Source organism: Cypionkella sp. (genome assembly GCF_030652235.1).
GTDB lineage: Bacteria > Pseudomonadota > Alphaproteobacteria > Rhodobacterales > Rhodobacteraceae > Cypionkella.
Map to the genome: position 1 here is coordinate 89,890 of NZ_JAUSBA010000057.1, position 14,848 is coordinate 104,737.

Genomic DNA, 14,848 nt, shown 5'->3' on the forward strand with positions numbered 1-14,848 from the left:
CCGACCTTTCTTAGAAGCCGATGGAGGAAAGAAAGGCGCGATTGGCGCGCGCATCATCAATGGGCGAGGTGCCGCCCGCTGGGTCGCAGTCTTGTTCAACCGTGCACCAACCGCTGAAATTTGCGTCCAGCAATATCTGCCGCACGCTGGGAAAATCCACATCGCCGGTGCCAAGATTGCAGAATATTCCCTGCCCGCAGGCCTCATAAAACCCTGTGTGATGTGCGACGGCGCGGGCTTTGACTACAGGGTCGATGTCCTTGAAGTGCACATAAGAAATCCGGCCGATGTGGCGGCGCATAAAGGCCACGGGATCGTACCCGGCATAGGAATGATGGCCGGTGTCAAAACAGATTTTCAGCAGGCCTTCGTCCACTTCGGACAGCAACCGCTCCAATTCCGGCTCAAAGTCGATGAAGCCCGCGGCATGCGCGTGGATGCCCACGGTCAGGCCGTGATCGACGCCCAACTGCGCCACGCGGCGAATGCGGTCGACAAAGCTTGCCCATTCGGCCGGGCCCATCGCTTCGGCCTCGGCTGCGCGTCCGGCGGTGGCGGCGCGGCGCGGCGATATCGAATCGATCAGCACCAAATGCTGGGCGCGATGGGCCACCAAGGCTTTGCAGGTGCGCTCTGCCGCGTCCCACACGTCGTCCCATTTGGCGCTGTCGTGAAACGGGCGAAACACCACGCCGCCGATCAGGGTCAGCTCATTTTCAGCCAAGGCATCGGCGAGAATCGCCGGGTCCTCGGGCATGAAGCCAATTGGGCCAAGTTCGATGCCCTTGTAGCCCGCGCCCGCGCAATCAGACAGCACACGCCGCCAGTTCGGGTTGCGAGGGTCATTGGCGAATTCAACGCCCCAAGAGCACGGCGCATTGCCGATCTTTATCATCTTTGACATCCCCCTATAGATTTATCCATGTGCCTGACCCAGCCGAAGCATGTGCCGCCTCGATTACGCGATTGACCTCCATGCCATCGGCAAAACTTGGCCAGATTGATTGATTGGTTTCGATCGCACGCAAGAAATCCCGCGCCTCGATAATGATCTGATCTTGATATCCTGTGCCATGGCCGGCACCTTGACAGAATTCCAGATAATCGGGATGGTCGGGCCCGGTCAGGATCTTGCGGAACCCGCGCTGGCCCGGCGCATCATCAGCGCGGTAAAGCCAAAGCGCGTTCTGATCTTCCTGATCAAAGCGGATTGCGCCATTTGTTCCCGTAATTTCATAGGCATAGCCCATTTTACGGCCCAAGGCCACGCGGCTGAATGACAGATGCCCCATAGCACCATTGGCAAACCGGCACATGAACTGTCCGATATCATCGTTCAACACGCCCCCTTCGGACCCCGGCCGTGTCGCATGAATCGTGGCGATATCGGCGCTGAGACGGGCAATCGGGCCAATCAACGCTAGCGCCGCGTTGATCATATGCGGGGCCAGATCGCCCATTGTGCCATTGGCCGCGCCAAAGTTGCGCCAGGTCGCGGGCTTGGTCGCATCGGCGTCGAAATCCTCGCTGTGTTCGCCGCGAAACCAGATCACATCGCCAATCTCGCCGCGCTGCACAAGGGCGCGGGCATATTGTGAAGCGGGCGTGCGGATATAGTTGAACCCAACCATATTGACGCAGCCCGAGGCCTGCGCCGCCGCCACCATCGCGCGGCTGTCGTCAAGATTTGCGCCAAGCGGCTTTTCGCAAAACACCGGTTTGTTCGCGGAAAATGCCGCTTCGGCGATGGCACGATGGGTTTCTTGCGGGCTGGCGATCACTACGGCTTCAACGCGCGGGTCCGCCACCAAGGCCCGCCAATCCGCAGTCGCCCGCGCAAAGCCAAAAGCGGCGCGATAGCGCTCGGCGCTGGCGTCCGAGGTGGCACAGATCATCTCAAGCCGGGGCCGAAGTGCTGTGTTGAACACCGCACCCACAGCCGCCATCGCCACTGAATGCGCCTTGCCCATATAGCCGCCGCCAACAATTCCGATGCCTATTTCGCGCATGGGGGCCGTCCTTCAAAAGAGTTTGCAACCGGTTGCAAAATTGATATCGTAACTGGCGATGCATCGTCAATGCGATTCCAGCCCTCAGGCAAAAAGGCACGAGCATGGACCCGACCACGACAAGCTTGCCCTTAGGCGATTTGAAAACGGCGACCCTGCGGATGACCGTAGCACAGGCCATCGTAACCTTTCTGGCCAATCAGTTCATTGAAATTGACGGGCATGTGCAAAGGGTCTGCGCCGGCGGTTTTGGCATATTTGGTCATGGCAACGCTCCGTCCCTGGGCGAGGCGCTTTACGCCGCGCGGGACAAGTTGCCGCTTTATCGCGGGCAGAACGAGCAGAGTATGGGTTTTGCTGCGGCGGCCTACGCCAAGGCGCAACTGCGGCGGCGCTTCATGTTCTGCACCGCCTCTGCCGGGCCTGGCACCGCAAATCTGCTGACGGCTGCGGCTTTGGCTCATGCCAACCGCCTGCCGATGCTGATGCTGTGCGGCGACAACTTTGCCACGCGCCTGCCAGATCCGGTCCTGCAACAGCTTGAACATTTCGGCAACCCGGCGTTTGGCGTTACCGACGCGTTTCGCGCGGTTTGTCGGTATTGGGATCGCATCACCCACCCAGCCCAGATCCTGAACAGCCTGCCCGCCGCCCTGAACACCATGCTTGATCCTGCAGATTGCGGCCCGGCGTTCTTGGCGTTGCCGCAAGATTTGCAGGGCTGGGCGTATGATTACCCCGCCGCCTTCTTTGAACCGCGCATGCACCGTATTCGCCGTCCCGCCCCGGATCCGGTGGAGGTTGCAGCAGCTGTGTCGCTTTTGAGCGCAGCGAAGCGCCCGCTGATCATTGCGGGTGGTGGTGTGCAATATTCGGGCGCTGTGACAGGGTTAACTGCCTTTGCCGAACGTCACGCGATCCCGGTTGTGGAAACCATCGCCGGGCGCGCGAATATGCTTTGGGATCATCCTTTGAACATCGGCCCTCTGGGTGTGACCGGATCAGACAGCGCCAATACAGTCGCGGCATCCGCCGACGTGATCCTTGCAGTTGGCACGCGCCTGCAAGATTTCACCACCGGATCATGGGCCGCGTTTGCTCTGGACAGCCGCATCATCAGCCTGAACGCGGCACGTCACGACGCGTGCAAACATCTGTCGCAACCTTTGGTTTGTGATGCCAGAGCTGGGTTGGCGGCGCTGGATTCGGCCCTTGGCCAATACCGCGCCCCAACCAATTGGCTGGCTTTGGCACAAGCCGAGCGACAGAATTGGAACGCCTATGTCGCGCACAACGTTGCTTCCCGCAATGGATTGCCCAGCTATGCGCAGGCCATCGGTGCAGTAAACGCGCTTTGCACGCCGCAAGACCGCATCGTCACCGCCGCAGGAGGTTTGCCTGCCGAGGTAACCGCCAACTGGCGCAGCCTTGGCATCGGCACCGTGGACGTCGAGTTTGGCTTTTCCTGCATGGGTTATGAAATCGCGGGCGGCTGGGGGGCGCGCATCGCGCAAGCCGAAACCCAACCAGACGCGCAAACGGTGGTTTTTGTGGGCGACGGATCCTATCTGCTGATGAATTCGGATATCTATTCGTCGGTGCTTTCGGGCCACAAACTGATCGTGTTGGTGTTAGATAACGGTGGGTTTGCAGTCATCAACAAGCTGCAAAAGAACACGGGCAATGCCAGCTTCAACACGCTTTTTGCCGATTGCCCGACCATCGCGGCACCGTTTGGCGTCGATTTTACTGCCCACGCTCGCGCAATGGGGGCGATTGCCGAAGAGGTGGCGTCGGTCGATGAATTTGGTGCCGCGTTCGCGCGGGCGAAAATCGCCGACCGCACCTGTGTCATCGTGATGAAAGTTGATGCGCACGAAGGTTGGACCGACCAAGGCCACGCCTGGTGGGAGGTCGGAACCCCCGAAGTCAGCACGCGCGAAGCTATCGGAACCGCCCGCGCCAAGATCGAAGCCGGTCGCGCCAATCAAAGGCGGGGTCTGTGATGCAGCGGCTGTGGCAGCGCATCAAACTGAACCAATTCGTGGTCTTGGGTCGGGTTGGCATGGATCTTTACGCCGATCCCCCCGGAACGCGGATTGAACAGGCGCAGCGGTATACCTCGGCGATTGGGGGGTCTGCTGGCAATATCGCGGTGGCGCTTGCCCGTCAGGATGTGGGCGCGGCGCTGCTGACTTGCGTGTCCGATGATCCGATCGGGCGCTATTGTGTCGCTGAACTTACGCGCTACGGCGTCGATACCCGTTATCTGCGGGCAACGGCTGGCGAGGCGCGCAATTCACTGGCGGTGGTGGAAACCATCGCGAGCAACTGCCAAAGCGTGCTGTACCGAAACGGAGCCGCCGATTTTTGCCTGTGCGATACCGACGTGGCGGCGGTCGATTATTCCGGCGTCGCAGCCCTTGTGGTCACCGGAACGGCGCTTGCCTGCGAGCCCTCGCGCCACGCCAGCTTTGGCGCCATGGCGCAAGCTCGGATGGCCGGGGCCTTGGTTGTTCTGGATATCGACTATCGTGCCTATTCATGGACTTCGCCAGCAGAGGCCGCACTGATTTGCCGCCAAGCCTGCGCCGCATCCGATATCATCGTCGGGAATGATGATGAATTTGGCTTGCTGGCCGGTAGCCATGAAAACGGCAAAGCCTATGCGAAGTCTTTGACCTACCACGGCGCGCTGCTCTCCATTTACAAGCGCGGTGCGGCGGGCTCGATCACCTTTACACCCGATTACAGCTTCGAGACCGGAATTTTTTCCGTCACCGCCCGGAAACCGATGGGGGCGGGTGACGGCTTTATGGGTGGGCTTCTGGCGGGATTGGCGCAAGGCCATACCCTTGAAACCTCTGTCCGGCGTGGGGCCGCGACCGCCGCACTCATCGTGGCGGGCATCGGCTGCGCCCCGGCCTCGCCCGACACCGCAGCACTTGACCACTTCATCAGCCAATATTGACGATCCGAAAGGCCGCCTATGCACATTGCCCCCTATGACAACCAAAATCAGGCCATCATCGCAGCGGGTCACCCGAAGGTGCCGTTGGTGTATTTCAACATCGTCAAACTGACACGCGGCGAAAGCTTCACCTCGCATGTGCCCGGATATGAGACCTGCCTCGTCCCCGCCACTGGCACCATTGACGTGCAGACCGGCGCCGACAGCTTTGCCACCATCGGCACGCGCCGCCTGAATGTCTGGGATGGCCCGCCCGAAGGCGTCTATATTTCCTCGGGAATGGCTGCCACGATGACGTGCCAATCCGATCACGCCGAAATCTTCATCGCAGGCGCGCTTTTTGATCAGGTCTTGCCTGCTTTTGCGGTGCGCGCCTGCGATATTGACCCAGTGCAATACGGGTCCGATGACACCAAGACCCACCGGAAAATAAAGCATATCCTTGGCACCAAATACCATGGCCGCGTCGGTCGATTGCTGGTGTCGGAACTTTACACCGTTGGTGCCGGAGGCTGGTCCGGCTTTCCCAGCCACAAGCACGACACCAACCGCCTTCCCGACGAAACCCGCCACGACGAGGCCTATAACTTCCGCTTCAATCCGCCCCACGGCTCAGGTCTGCAAATGCTGCAACGTGAGGATGGAAAATCGGGTGACGCCTACCACATCGTTGACGGATCAACGGTTGCCATCGACAAGGGCTATCACCCCTGCTGCGTGCTTCCGGGTTATGAGATGTATTATTTCACCATTCTAGCCGGCGAAACTCAACGTTCGCTGGTGCAATATTTCCAACCCAGCCATGCCGATCAGATCGAAACAATTCCCGGTATCAAAGACATGATCGCCAAGTTCAAATGAGCCTTGCGACGCTGCAACAGGTGCTGCCCCCCTGCCTGACCAATGGCACCGCCGTGGCCGGGTTGGTGGTGCTTGGCTGGGAGGACGCTATGGCCTATGTCCGCGCGGCCGAGGCATTGCAGCGCCCAGTTATCTTGCAAGCCGGGCCCGGCTGTCGCGCCCACACGCCTTTGCCAGTGATGGGTGCGATGTTTCGCACCTTGGCTGCGGCCGCCTCGGTTCCGGTTGTGGCGCATCTTGACCATGGTGAAGATGCCGCCGTATGCCAAATGGCGATCGACTGCGGCTTCACGTCGGTGATGTATGACGGATCTGCGTTGCCGCTCGCCGAGAACATCACCCGAACCGCCGAAATCGTCACCTTTGCGCATCGCCAAGGCGTGTCGGTCGAAGCCGAACTGGGCTATGTCGGTTATTATGGTGGCGCGCACTCGCTGGGAACCGACCCCGGCGAAGTCGCGCTTTTTGTTCGCGAAACCGGGGTGGATGCGCTGGCGGTCTCTGTCGGTAACAGCCATTTGATGATCCGGCCGGATGCGACCGTCGATCTGGCCCGTGTGCGGGCCATTCAGGCGGTGGCCCCGAATGTGCCGCTGGTCCTGCATGGCGGATCGGGCATCCCGGCGGCGCAGCGACAGCAGTTGGCGCGCGAAACCACGATTTGCAAATTCAACATCGGCACCGAGTTGCGCATGGCCTTTGGTGCGGCATTGCGCGCCGCAATAGCACAAGATCCCAACTGCTTTGACCGCAATCAACTGCTGCGAGAAACCATTGATCCAGTGAGCGCCGCGGCAAGGACCGCTATCAAGGGCCTGGCTGGGATCTGACGCGCCAAACCCAGGCTGCGTCCCTAAAGCGCGGGGACCGAGTCGGATGCGAAGGTGGCTGACCGCCTTCGCTATCGGCAATGATGTGGCGAAGTACTACGCCATCCTTCCGGCGATGTTGGTGGGCGCCTGCTACGGCCTTGCCGTGCGGAACATCATCAGCCCCGCTTCGTCGAATTCGGCGATCCTGTCGGCGGTGCTGCTGCGCCGCAACGTGGCTGTGTATGGTCTGGCCCACCTGATCGTGCCGTCTTTCACCAACCCCGGCTACCTGCACCCGCGCCCTCAACCTCAAGCCACCGAGCCACCCCCCTCCGGTGCCTTCAACCTTGGCCCCACCAATGCGTTCTTGATCGCCGGCGTCGCCGAACGCCGCGCGGCCCATACCGCAGAAAACGGTGCCGATGCCCTGATTGACGCCGTAACAACCACCTCAACCTCTGGCTTGGACCCCAACAGCAGCCCGGAACCTGCCGCCGCCAAAGCCGCGCGGATTGCAACCGCCCGCAAAGCCGACCCGGCGGCGGTGCAGGCGCTGATCGCCAGCCAGAGCAAAGCGCGCCTTTTTGGGCTGTATGGCAAGCCGCTGATCAAGGTGCTGCAACGCAATCTCGCGCAGGATGCGGCTTTCTCTTGCCGAAATGACCGCCTCAACGCATCAGATCGGACTCGGTCCAGCCAAGGACCGCCATAGCAACCCACCTGCTTCCGCGTCTACGCCAGTGACAACACCCTACTAAAAACCTTTCAACGCGCGGCCCATAAACAACCAAGGCCCCGAAACGAGAAAGGCGGTGGCACCCCAGATGCCACCGCCCAGTCTTCGGGGGAAATACGCTTTGGTCGCAAGGGTTCCATCAAACGGCTTTGAATATATCTTTTGATAGCGCAAGACCCACCCCGCCCGCATACCCAAATTGCGGTAGAGCGGCAGAGATTCTCACCGCCTTGGCAAAAATCTTTCCAACACGTCGAACACCTGTGGCCATTCCTTGAAGAACAGCAACTGGCCGGTGTTCGGCACAAAGCGGATATCCAGATGGGTATATTCTGCCATCAACTCGCGAATGGTCTGCAACGGGGTCTGCGGGTCTTGATCGCCCTGTAACAACACCACCGGTGCCTGCACCCGCTTGACCAGATGCGACCAGTCCTTTTCCGATCCGATACATTCCCGCGTGAATGCCTCCGAGGCCAAAATCCGCTCCCCAAGGCATACTTCCGACCCCGCCAGCATCGCCTCGCGGATCTCTGGGTCGGCAAAGGCTTCCATGTCGGCGGGCGAGCCGCCATTGACCTGCGCGAAGAACTTCTCCTTGCCCAGCCGCCGCGCCAAGGAAAACCCCGCCTTGACCAGAAACGGCAGGATTTTCGGCGCATAGCGGGCATTGGCAAGGATAAAGCGCTGCCACTTGTCCATCCGCTCATATTGCACCGGGGTCCGCAGCGGCAACTGGCAGGCACAGCCCAAAATCCCCGTTACCATTTCGGGGCGCTCTAAGCTGAGGCTCATCGCAAAGCGCAGATCCGCGCCCAAAGCGATCACCGCCGCGCGCTTCACCCCCAGATGCTCTAGCACAGCAATGTAATCCGCCGTCACCCCTTCCAGATGCCCCACACCTTTCGAATGCAACTCGGTCCGCCCATAGCCCGCCCGCACCGGCACGATCACCCGCATCCCGCGGTGTTTGGCGGCACGTTCCGCGCTCGCAGGCCAGCGGATCAGCCCGAAATCTAAATGCATGAACACGCAGGGCGCGCCCGAGGGCTGGCCGAACTCGATCCACTCCAACCGACGCCCGTCCGGGCCGCGCATCTGCTGGAACGACAATGCCTCAAGCGTCCCCGCCTTGGCCACCGCCACCGCACCCTCGGACGGCAGCACCGCCACATCCATCAGACCCAGCACCACCCGCACCAGTTCGGATTGGCTATGCGTTTCGGTCTTCGCCAAGATCGAGCGCACCTGCGTCCGTACCGTCTCGGCAGACCGCCTGCGCGCCTCGGCAATATCCTTCACCGGCAGCCCCAAAGTGATCCCGCGCACGATCTCGACTTCCGCCGCCGTCAGCCCAAACGCCTCTTGCACGGTCTCCTCAAAGCCCTCGGGCCAGACCAACTCCGTCGATATCACCAGCGCCAATGGCTTCGGGCCGGGGCTTTCCACCGGCCCCACCCGCACGATCACCGGACTGCCCGTGCGATGCGACCGCATCCGCAAGGTGATCGCCTTCTCGGCCTTCCCCGCCGCCACCTTGGCAATCACCCCGCGCAGCAGCTCGATATCTTCCACCTCAAACGGCAAATCGCTTAACCGCGCCGCGTCACCCAGCCCAAACGCCACCGCCGCAGGCCGATTGTGCCCTGCCAGAACCGGCCCACCGTCGCTTAGGAAAGCCGCCGAGCGCGGAATATCCTCCAGCACCGAGCGATAGACGCCATTACCGCGCGTCGCCTCAAACCGATCCAGAAACACCGAGGCCCGCGCCATATGCGCCTCTATCTCGGGGTCGTCCAACTGCACCGGATCATCCCCCGGCCCGCTGCGCAAAGGCGCTATCCGCCCCTCCCAGACATCAAGCAGATCTTCCAGCCGGATTGGGTCAAGCGCAACCTCATAGAGCCGATCGACAATCTCGGCTCTATCCTCGCGCGAGGGCGTCTGCGCGGCGTCAGCTGGGGACTTCGGCTCGGACATACCCTGTGGTGGCGCAAGCCTGCCGTTACGGCAAGTAAAATCCTGTCGCGGCAGCGCAGCAAACACCGGGAATCTTCCGATTTCCGCGAAGCCCGCCGCCACCCCTTTCCGTCGCCGCGATCTTTGCCTAAGAATACCGCGAAATCGCCGCCACAGGAGCCCGCAATGATCACCCTATACGGAGTTTACCGCTCCCGCGCCTCGCGCCCGTTATGGCTGCTGGCCGAGTTGGGCCTGCCCTACACCCACATCCCGGTGATCCAAGGCTATCGGCTGGCAGACCCCAAAGCCGCAGATGCGCCGCTGAACACCACCTCGACCGCCTACCTTCAGGTCAACCCGCAAGGCCAAATTCCCGCCTATACCGAAGACGGTCTTGTGCTGACCGAAAGCCTCGCCATCACCCTGCACATCGCTCGCTGCCATGGCGGAGCCTTGGGCCCGCAAAACAACGCCGAGGCCGCGCTGATGGAGCAATGGTCGCTGTTCGCCGCCACCTCGGTGGAAACCCCGGCGCTGGAAATCCTTTACATCATCGGCGATGGCGGCGACAAAACCCCCGAGGGTCAAGCCAGCATCGCGGTCAATGCCGAGAAACTGCGCCGCCCGCTCTCCCGCTTGGCTGCGCATCTGTCAGTCCATGATTGGCTGGTCGGCGACCGCTTCACCGCCGCCGATATCAACGTGGCCGAAATCGTCCGCTACGCCCAATCCCACCCCACATTGCTCGGCGAATTTCCAAGCCTGCAAGCATGGCTAGTGCGCTGCCAATCCCGCCCCGGCTTCAAGGCGATGTGGCAGGCCCGTGCGGCAGAACCTGCGTAATGCAACATGTAGGGTGCGCTTCAGCGCACCACTCCACAGCCCCAAGCACGCCATGGCGAAAGCCACCCCACCTTACACCGTCGGATCATCCACATAATTCCGCCAGTTATGCTGCTCCTTGAACCCCAAAACCTCGCGCGCCTTCCGGTTCGACAGCAGACTCTCCTGTGCCCCAACTGGCCTCGAAAGCGGCACTTTCGGAAAGAACCGCGCCAGTAATTCCTGATTGCTCTGACAGACCGAGTTGGTGTCATTGCAGGCATTGAACACCTGAAACCCCAACCCATCCTTGCGCAAAGCCAGATCAACAATCTGCCCCAGATCCCGCGCATCCATATAACTAAAGGTGATCCGCCGCCGCTGCCCCGGATCGACAAAGAACCCCGGAAACCGGCTGCGATATTCTTGCGGCTCAATCACATTCCCGATCCGCAAAGCATAAATATCGTTGCCAAACCGCCGCTGAAAGCTCCGCGCCGTGGCTTCATTAACCTTCTTTGACATGCCATAGCTATCCATCGGATCAATATCGTAATCCTCCTCCAGCGGCAGCACTTTGGGGTCCACAATGCCATTCGAAAAACAAACCCCATACGTCGTCTCAGAACTCGCAATGATCACCTTCGGAATACCCAGCTTACAAGCCGCCTCCAGCACGTTATAGGTGCCCATCACATTGACCCGGTAGGTCTCATTCTCGGCTTGCAACATCAGCGCAGGCACGGCGGCGAAATGCACCACCGCATCAAAACGCGGCGCCGCCCCCGCGTCCAACTCCGCCTCATCGATATGCGCGCTCATCGCATTGAACATCTGGCCAGAATCGCAAATATCGGCATTCAAATCCGCCACGCCCGGATGCCTTAAAGCCACCCGGTCCACGTTCAAAACCTTATGCCCAGCCGCCGCCAGATACGCCACCACATGCCGCCCCGCCTTGCCCGACCCACCCGTAAACAGCACCCGCATCGCGTCCTCCTTGCATTTTGTACATTTCAGTGTATATTTAATCGTACATCACAGGAGTCCACCATGACCCGCCTCGCCACACCCCAGATCTGCACCATGACCGAATTGCGCGAGCCGCAAAAGGTCTTTGACCGCGCCGGCGGCCAACCCGTCGCCATCCTGAAGAACTCGGCACTGGTAGGCTATCTGGTGCCCGCCGAGGCTGTCGGCCGCGCCGATCACCGCGACGCCACGATGAAGGAAGTGCTGGAAAGCCTCAACCGCCGCCGCGCCATCAACCAGCCCGTGCTTGACTACCTGAAAGACAAATGACCTTCTGCCTGCTCACCCCCGAACTGGTCAAAGCCATCCATGACTGCGTGCTGAACCCCGGCGAGTTGCAGGGTCGTGCGCTGAACAAATCCCTCGAAGGTGCCTTGGCCCGTGTCGAAAATCGCCTCGCCTACGGCATGATCGAGGATGCGTTCGCGCTGGCCGCCGCCTATGCTATCTCCATCGCGCAAGGCCATTGCTTCAACGATGCCACCAAACGCACCGCCCACCAAAGCATGGACGTGTGCCTTGACCTGAACGGCATCCAAATCCCTTGGACCGTCTCAGAAATCGGCCCCGTCATCATCCGCGCCGCCCAAGACCTGCTGGATGAGGGCGAACTCGCCCACTGGCTGCGCACCCACAGCTAGCCCCAGATCTTGCGCGCCCTGCCCCGCATCTGATCTAAGGACGCCAACAATCCGCATAACAAGAATCGAGCATCCCATGGCCAATGACCTGCTTTCGGGCGCACAGGACACCTACGACGCCTCCTCGATCGAGGTGCTGGAACCGCTAGAGGCCGTCCGCCTCCGCCCCGGCATGTATATCGGTGGCATTGACGAGCGCGCCTACCACCACCTTGCCGCCGAAATCATTGACAATTCGATGGACGAAGCCGTCGCAGGCCACGCCAACCGCATCGAGGTCGAACTCCATGCCGACGGCTCGCTCACCGTGCGCGACAATGGCCGTGGTATCCCGGTCGATCCGCACCCGAAATTTCCCGACAAATCCGCGCTCGAAGTCATTCTCTGCACCCTGCATTCGGGCGGAAAGTTCAACGGCAAAGCCTATGAAACCTCGGGCGGTTTGCACGGCGTCGGCAGTTCCGTCGTCAACGCGCTGTCGGATCACCTTTATGTCGAGGTCGCCCGCAACAAAGAACTCTACGCGCAGTCGTTCTCGCGCGGCACGCCACTTGGTCCCATCCAGAAAATCGGCGCCGCCCCCAACCGGCGTGGCACCGCCTTCACCTTCCACCCCGATCCGCAAATCTTCGGCAGCCACCACTTTCGCCCCTCGCGCCTGCTGCGCATGGTTCGCTCGAAAGCCTACCTGTTTTCCGGCGTCGAAATCCGCTGGAAATCTGCCATTCCCGATGGCGACACGCCAATGGAAGCCACCTTCCACTTTCCCGGCGGCCTCGCCGACTATCTGTCAGATACGCTAGAGAAAACAACCACCTACGCCGACCGCCCCTTCGCGGGTAAAGTCTCGTTCCAAGAGAAATTCCAAGTCCCCGGCTCGGTCGAATGGGCGATCAACTGGAGCCCGGTGCGCGACGGCTTCCTGCAATCTTATTGCAACACCGTCCCCACCCCGGAAGGCGGCACCCATGAATTCGGCTTTTGGTCTGCGATCTTAAAAGGCATCCGGGCCTACGGCGAACTCACCAAAAACCGCAAAGCCGAAATGATCACCCGCGACGATATGCTCGCCGGGGGCTGCGCGTTAATATCCGTCTTCATCCGCGAACCGCAATTCGTCGGCCAAACCAAAGACCGCTTGGCGACCGAAGAAGCCACCCGTTATGTCGAACTCGCCGTGCGCGACCACTTTGACAACTGGCTGGTGTCGGATTCCAAATCTGCAGGCGCGATCATGGATTTCCTGATCCTGCGCGCCGAAGAGCGCCTGAAACGCAAGCAAGAGAAAGAAACCCAGCGCAAGACCGCCACCAAAAAGCTGCGCCTGCCGGGGAAACTCACCGATTGCTCATCCAAAACCCGCGACAACACCGAATTGTTTATTGTTGAGGGGGATTCGGCTGGTGGTTCCGCCAAAGGTGCGCGTGATCGTGAAACCCAAGCCATCATGCCGCTAAAGGGTAAAATCCTCAACGTGCTGGGCGCGGCTTCCGGTAAACTTAACGAAAATTCCGAAATCCGCGACATTTGCGAGGCTTTGGGCGTGCAAATGGGCAGCCGCTTCAAAGTCGATGACCTGCGCTACGATAAAATCGTCATTATGACCGACGCTGACGTCGACGGCGCCCATATCGCCAGCCTGCTGATGACCTTCTTCTTCACCCAAATGCGCCCGCTGATCGACAAAGGCCATCTGTATCTCGCCTGCCCGCCGCTCTATCGCCTGACCCAAGGCGCGCGGCGGTTGTATGTCGCCGACGATGCCGAGAAAGAGCTTTGGCTGGCCAAAGGCCTGGGTGGCAAAGGTAAAATCGACGTGCAACGATTCAAAGGCTTGGGCGAGATGGACGCCAAAGACCTGAAAGACACCACCATGAACCCCGCCACCCGCAAACTGATCCGCGTCACGATTGACGAAGATGCACCGGGAGAGACCGGGGATCTGGTCGAGCGTTTGATGGGGAAAAAGCCAGAATTGCGCTTCCAGTATATTCAGGAGAACGCGCGGTTTGTGGAGGAGCTGGATGTCTAGAAATAATATTTTTGTAACATCCTACTCATTTGCATCTCGTCCAATAGAGTTGTTTTCAAATGGAATGAGCATTGGTAGCGCAACTTGCTTTTTTGTTGGCTTGACGGGTGGCTCTTATGCATTATTGACTAACTGGCATGTATTATCCGGTCGAAATCCCTACACAGGTCAAGCACGCCATTTTTCGGGTGCTACACCAGATATGGCAAGGGGATTGTTTTGTAAGAAGGGAAATCTTGCTGAGTTTTTAAATTTTGATTTTAGCCTTTTGAAGGAAGATGGGCAACCTGCTTGGTTTCAACACTCCGCAGGGCAAAAATACGATATTGCGTTTATGCTTGTACCACCAGATGCGCCGTTCGATATTTTTCCAGCAATTCGGTCAGACGAAACTCCTAATCTTAGATGCACTCCCGGTCGCGATGTTTTTATAATCGGATATCCGCTTGGAGTGACAAAGCAGCCGGGATTACCAATTTGGAAACGCGGTTCAATAGCAAGCGAGCCAGAACTTGAAGCCGATCAGCTTCCCATCATTTTGGTAGATTCATCAACGAGAGAAGGAATGTCAGGTTCTCCAGTAATCGCTCAAGCGATTGATGGTGCACTTCTTGATAATGGAGACACTGTCGTGGGAAGTGGTCCTTACGTTCGGTTTATCGGAATGTACTCTGGCCGATATGGCACTGATGTTGATGATAAATTGAGCGTTGGCAGAGTATGGAAAAGAGAAGTACTTGAAGAAATGGTTAGGACCTTAACTCCCGGAAACTACATACTGTCAAAATAGAGTGCATATGGCATGCTTTGCTTACTATCTAGACCACCTGGTAATCCCCCCCGAAAGTAAGGGGCTGCATAAGTAGAATTTTCTCGGTAATATGAACGAGGAGATTCCGAATGAAGACAAGCAGATACACTGAGGCGCAGATCCTCGCGATCCTGCGTCAGGCTGAAGGCGGGATGCCGG

The 14,848-nt window shown here is 59.5% G+C and carries 14 protein-coding genes; 10 read left to right on the forward strand and 4 right to left on the reverse strand.

The window, feature by feature from the left end:
* Positions 1-10: 10 nt before the first annotated feature.
* Together Q7V03_RS19700 and Q7V03_RS19705 are read right to left on the reverse strand one after the other, a co-directional pair.
* Positions 11-895 carry a sugar phosphate isomerase/epimerase gene (locus Q7V03_RS19700; protein ID WP_304927307.1) on the reverse strand — a complete coding sequence of 295 codons (885 nt, stop codon included), beginning with the start codon at positions 893-895 and terminating at the stop codon, positions 11-13.
* Positions 896-908: 13 nt separating this feature from the next.
* Positions 909-2,009, reverse strand: coding sequence for a Gfo/Idh/MocA family protein (locus Q7V03_RS19705; RefSeq protein WP_304927292.1), 1,101 nt, complete (start codon positions 2,007-2,009; stop codon positions 909-911).
* Positions 2,010-2,113: 104 nt separating this feature from the next.
* Between Q7V03_RS19705 and iolD the strand changes: the two genes are divergently transcribed.
* The 5 genes from iolD to Q7V03_RS19730 are packed head-to-tail and all read left to right on the forward strand — an operon-like array spanning position 2,114 to position 7,365.
* Positions 2,114-4,015: a 3D-(3,5/4)-trihydroxycyclohexane-1,2-dione acylhydrolase (decyclizing) gene (gene iolD, locus Q7V03_RS19710; RefSeq protein ID WP_304927293.1), complete on the forward strand. Its 1,902-nt coding sequence runs from the start codon at positions 2,114-2,116 to the stop codon at positions 4,013-4,015.
* Complete coding sequence (iolC, locus tag Q7V03_RS19715; protein WP_304927294.1) at positions 4,015-4,980, forward strand: 5-dehydro-2-deoxygluconokinase; 966 nt, start codon at positions 4,015-4,017, stop codon at positions 4,978-4,980. Before iolD ends, iolC begins: the two co-directional genes overlap by 1 nt.
* A gap of 18 nt (positions 4,981-4,998) precedes the next feature.
* Positions 4,999-5,841 (forward strand): 5-deoxy-glucuronate isomerase, encoded by an 843-nt coding sequence (locus tag Q7V03_RS19720; protein WP_304927295.1) that lies wholly within the window; start codon positions 4,999-5,001, stop codon positions 5,839-5,841.
* On the forward strand, positions 5,838-6,671 hold the full coding sequence (locus tag Q7V03_RS19725) for a class II fructose-bisphosphate aldolase (protein ID WP_304927296.1): 834 nt from the start codon (positions 5,838-5,840) through the stop codon (positions 6,669-6,671). Before Q7V03_RS19720 ends, Q7V03_RS19725 begins: the two co-directional genes overlap by 4 nt.
* Positions 6,672-6,717: 46 nt before the next feature.
* Positions 6,718-7,365 (forward strand): potassium-transporting ATPase subunit C, encoded by a 648-nt coding sequence (locus Q7V03_RS19730; RefSeq protein WP_304927297.1) that lies wholly within the window; start codon positions 6,718-6,720, stop codon positions 7,363-7,365.
* 246 nt (positions 7,366-7,611) lie between these two features.
* On the opposite strand, the gene Q7V03_RS19735 is transcribed toward Q7V03_RS19730, so the two are convergent.
* The gene (locus Q7V03_RS19735; protein WP_304927298.1) at positions 7,612-9,369 is read right to left on the reverse strand and encodes a LuxR C-terminal-related transcriptional regulator; all 1,758 of its coding nucleotides are present in this window, start codon (positions 9,367-9,369) and stop codon (positions 7,612-7,614) included.
* A 165-nt stretch (positions 9,370-9,534) separates the two neighbouring features.
* Here Q7V03_RS19735 and Q7V03_RS19740 point away from each other — a divergent pair, with 165 nt between their 5' ends.
* Positions 9,535-10,194 carry a glutathione S-transferase family protein gene (locus tag Q7V03_RS19740; protein WP_304927299.1) on the forward strand — a complete coding sequence of 220 codons (660 nt, stop codon included), beginning with the start codon at positions 9,535-9,537 and terminating at the stop codon, positions 10,192-10,194.
* A gap of 72 nt (positions 10,195-10,266) precedes the next feature.
* On the opposite strand, the gene Q7V03_RS19745 is transcribed toward Q7V03_RS19740, so the two are convergent.
* Entirely contained in the window at positions 10,267-11,163 is an 897-nt protein-coding gene (locus Q7V03_RS19745) for an NAD(P)-dependent oxidoreductase (RefSeq protein WP_304927300.1), read from the reverse strand.
* Positions 11,164-11,226: 63 nt separating this feature from the next.
* Here Q7V03_RS19745 and Q7V03_RS19750 point away from each other — a divergent pair, with 63 nt between their 5' ends.
* The 4 genes from Q7V03_RS19750 (at position 11,227) to Q7V03_RS19765 (ending at position 14,668) form a co-directional block, all read left to right on the forward strand.
* Positions 11,227-11,475 (forward strand): hypothetical protein, encoded by a 249-nt coding sequence (locus Q7V03_RS19750; RefSeq protein WP_304927301.1) that lies wholly within the window; start codon positions 11,227-11,229, stop codon positions 11,473-11,475.
* Entirely contained in the window at positions 11,472-11,846 is a 375-nt protein-coding gene (locus tag Q7V03_RS19755; protein WP_304927302.1) for a type II toxin-antitoxin system death-on-curing family toxin, read from the forward strand. Before Q7V03_RS19750 ends, Q7V03_RS19755 begins: the two co-directional genes overlap by 4 nt.
* 76 nt (positions 11,847-11,922) lie before the next feature.
* Positions 11,923-13,878, forward strand: coding sequence for a DNA topoisomerase IV subunit B (parE, locus tag Q7V03_RS19760; RefSeq protein ID WP_304927303.1), 1,956 nt, complete (start codon positions 11,923-11,925; stop codon positions 13,876-13,878).
* The gene (locus Q7V03_RS19765; RefSeq protein ID WP_304927304.1) at positions 13,871-14,668 is read left to right on the forward strand and encodes a serine protease; all 798 of its coding nucleotides are present in this window, start codon (positions 13,871-13,873) and stop codon (positions 14,666-14,668) included. Before parE ends, Q7V03_RS19765 begins: the two co-directional genes overlap by 8 nt.
* Positions 14,669-14,848 lie beyond the last annotated feature (180 nt).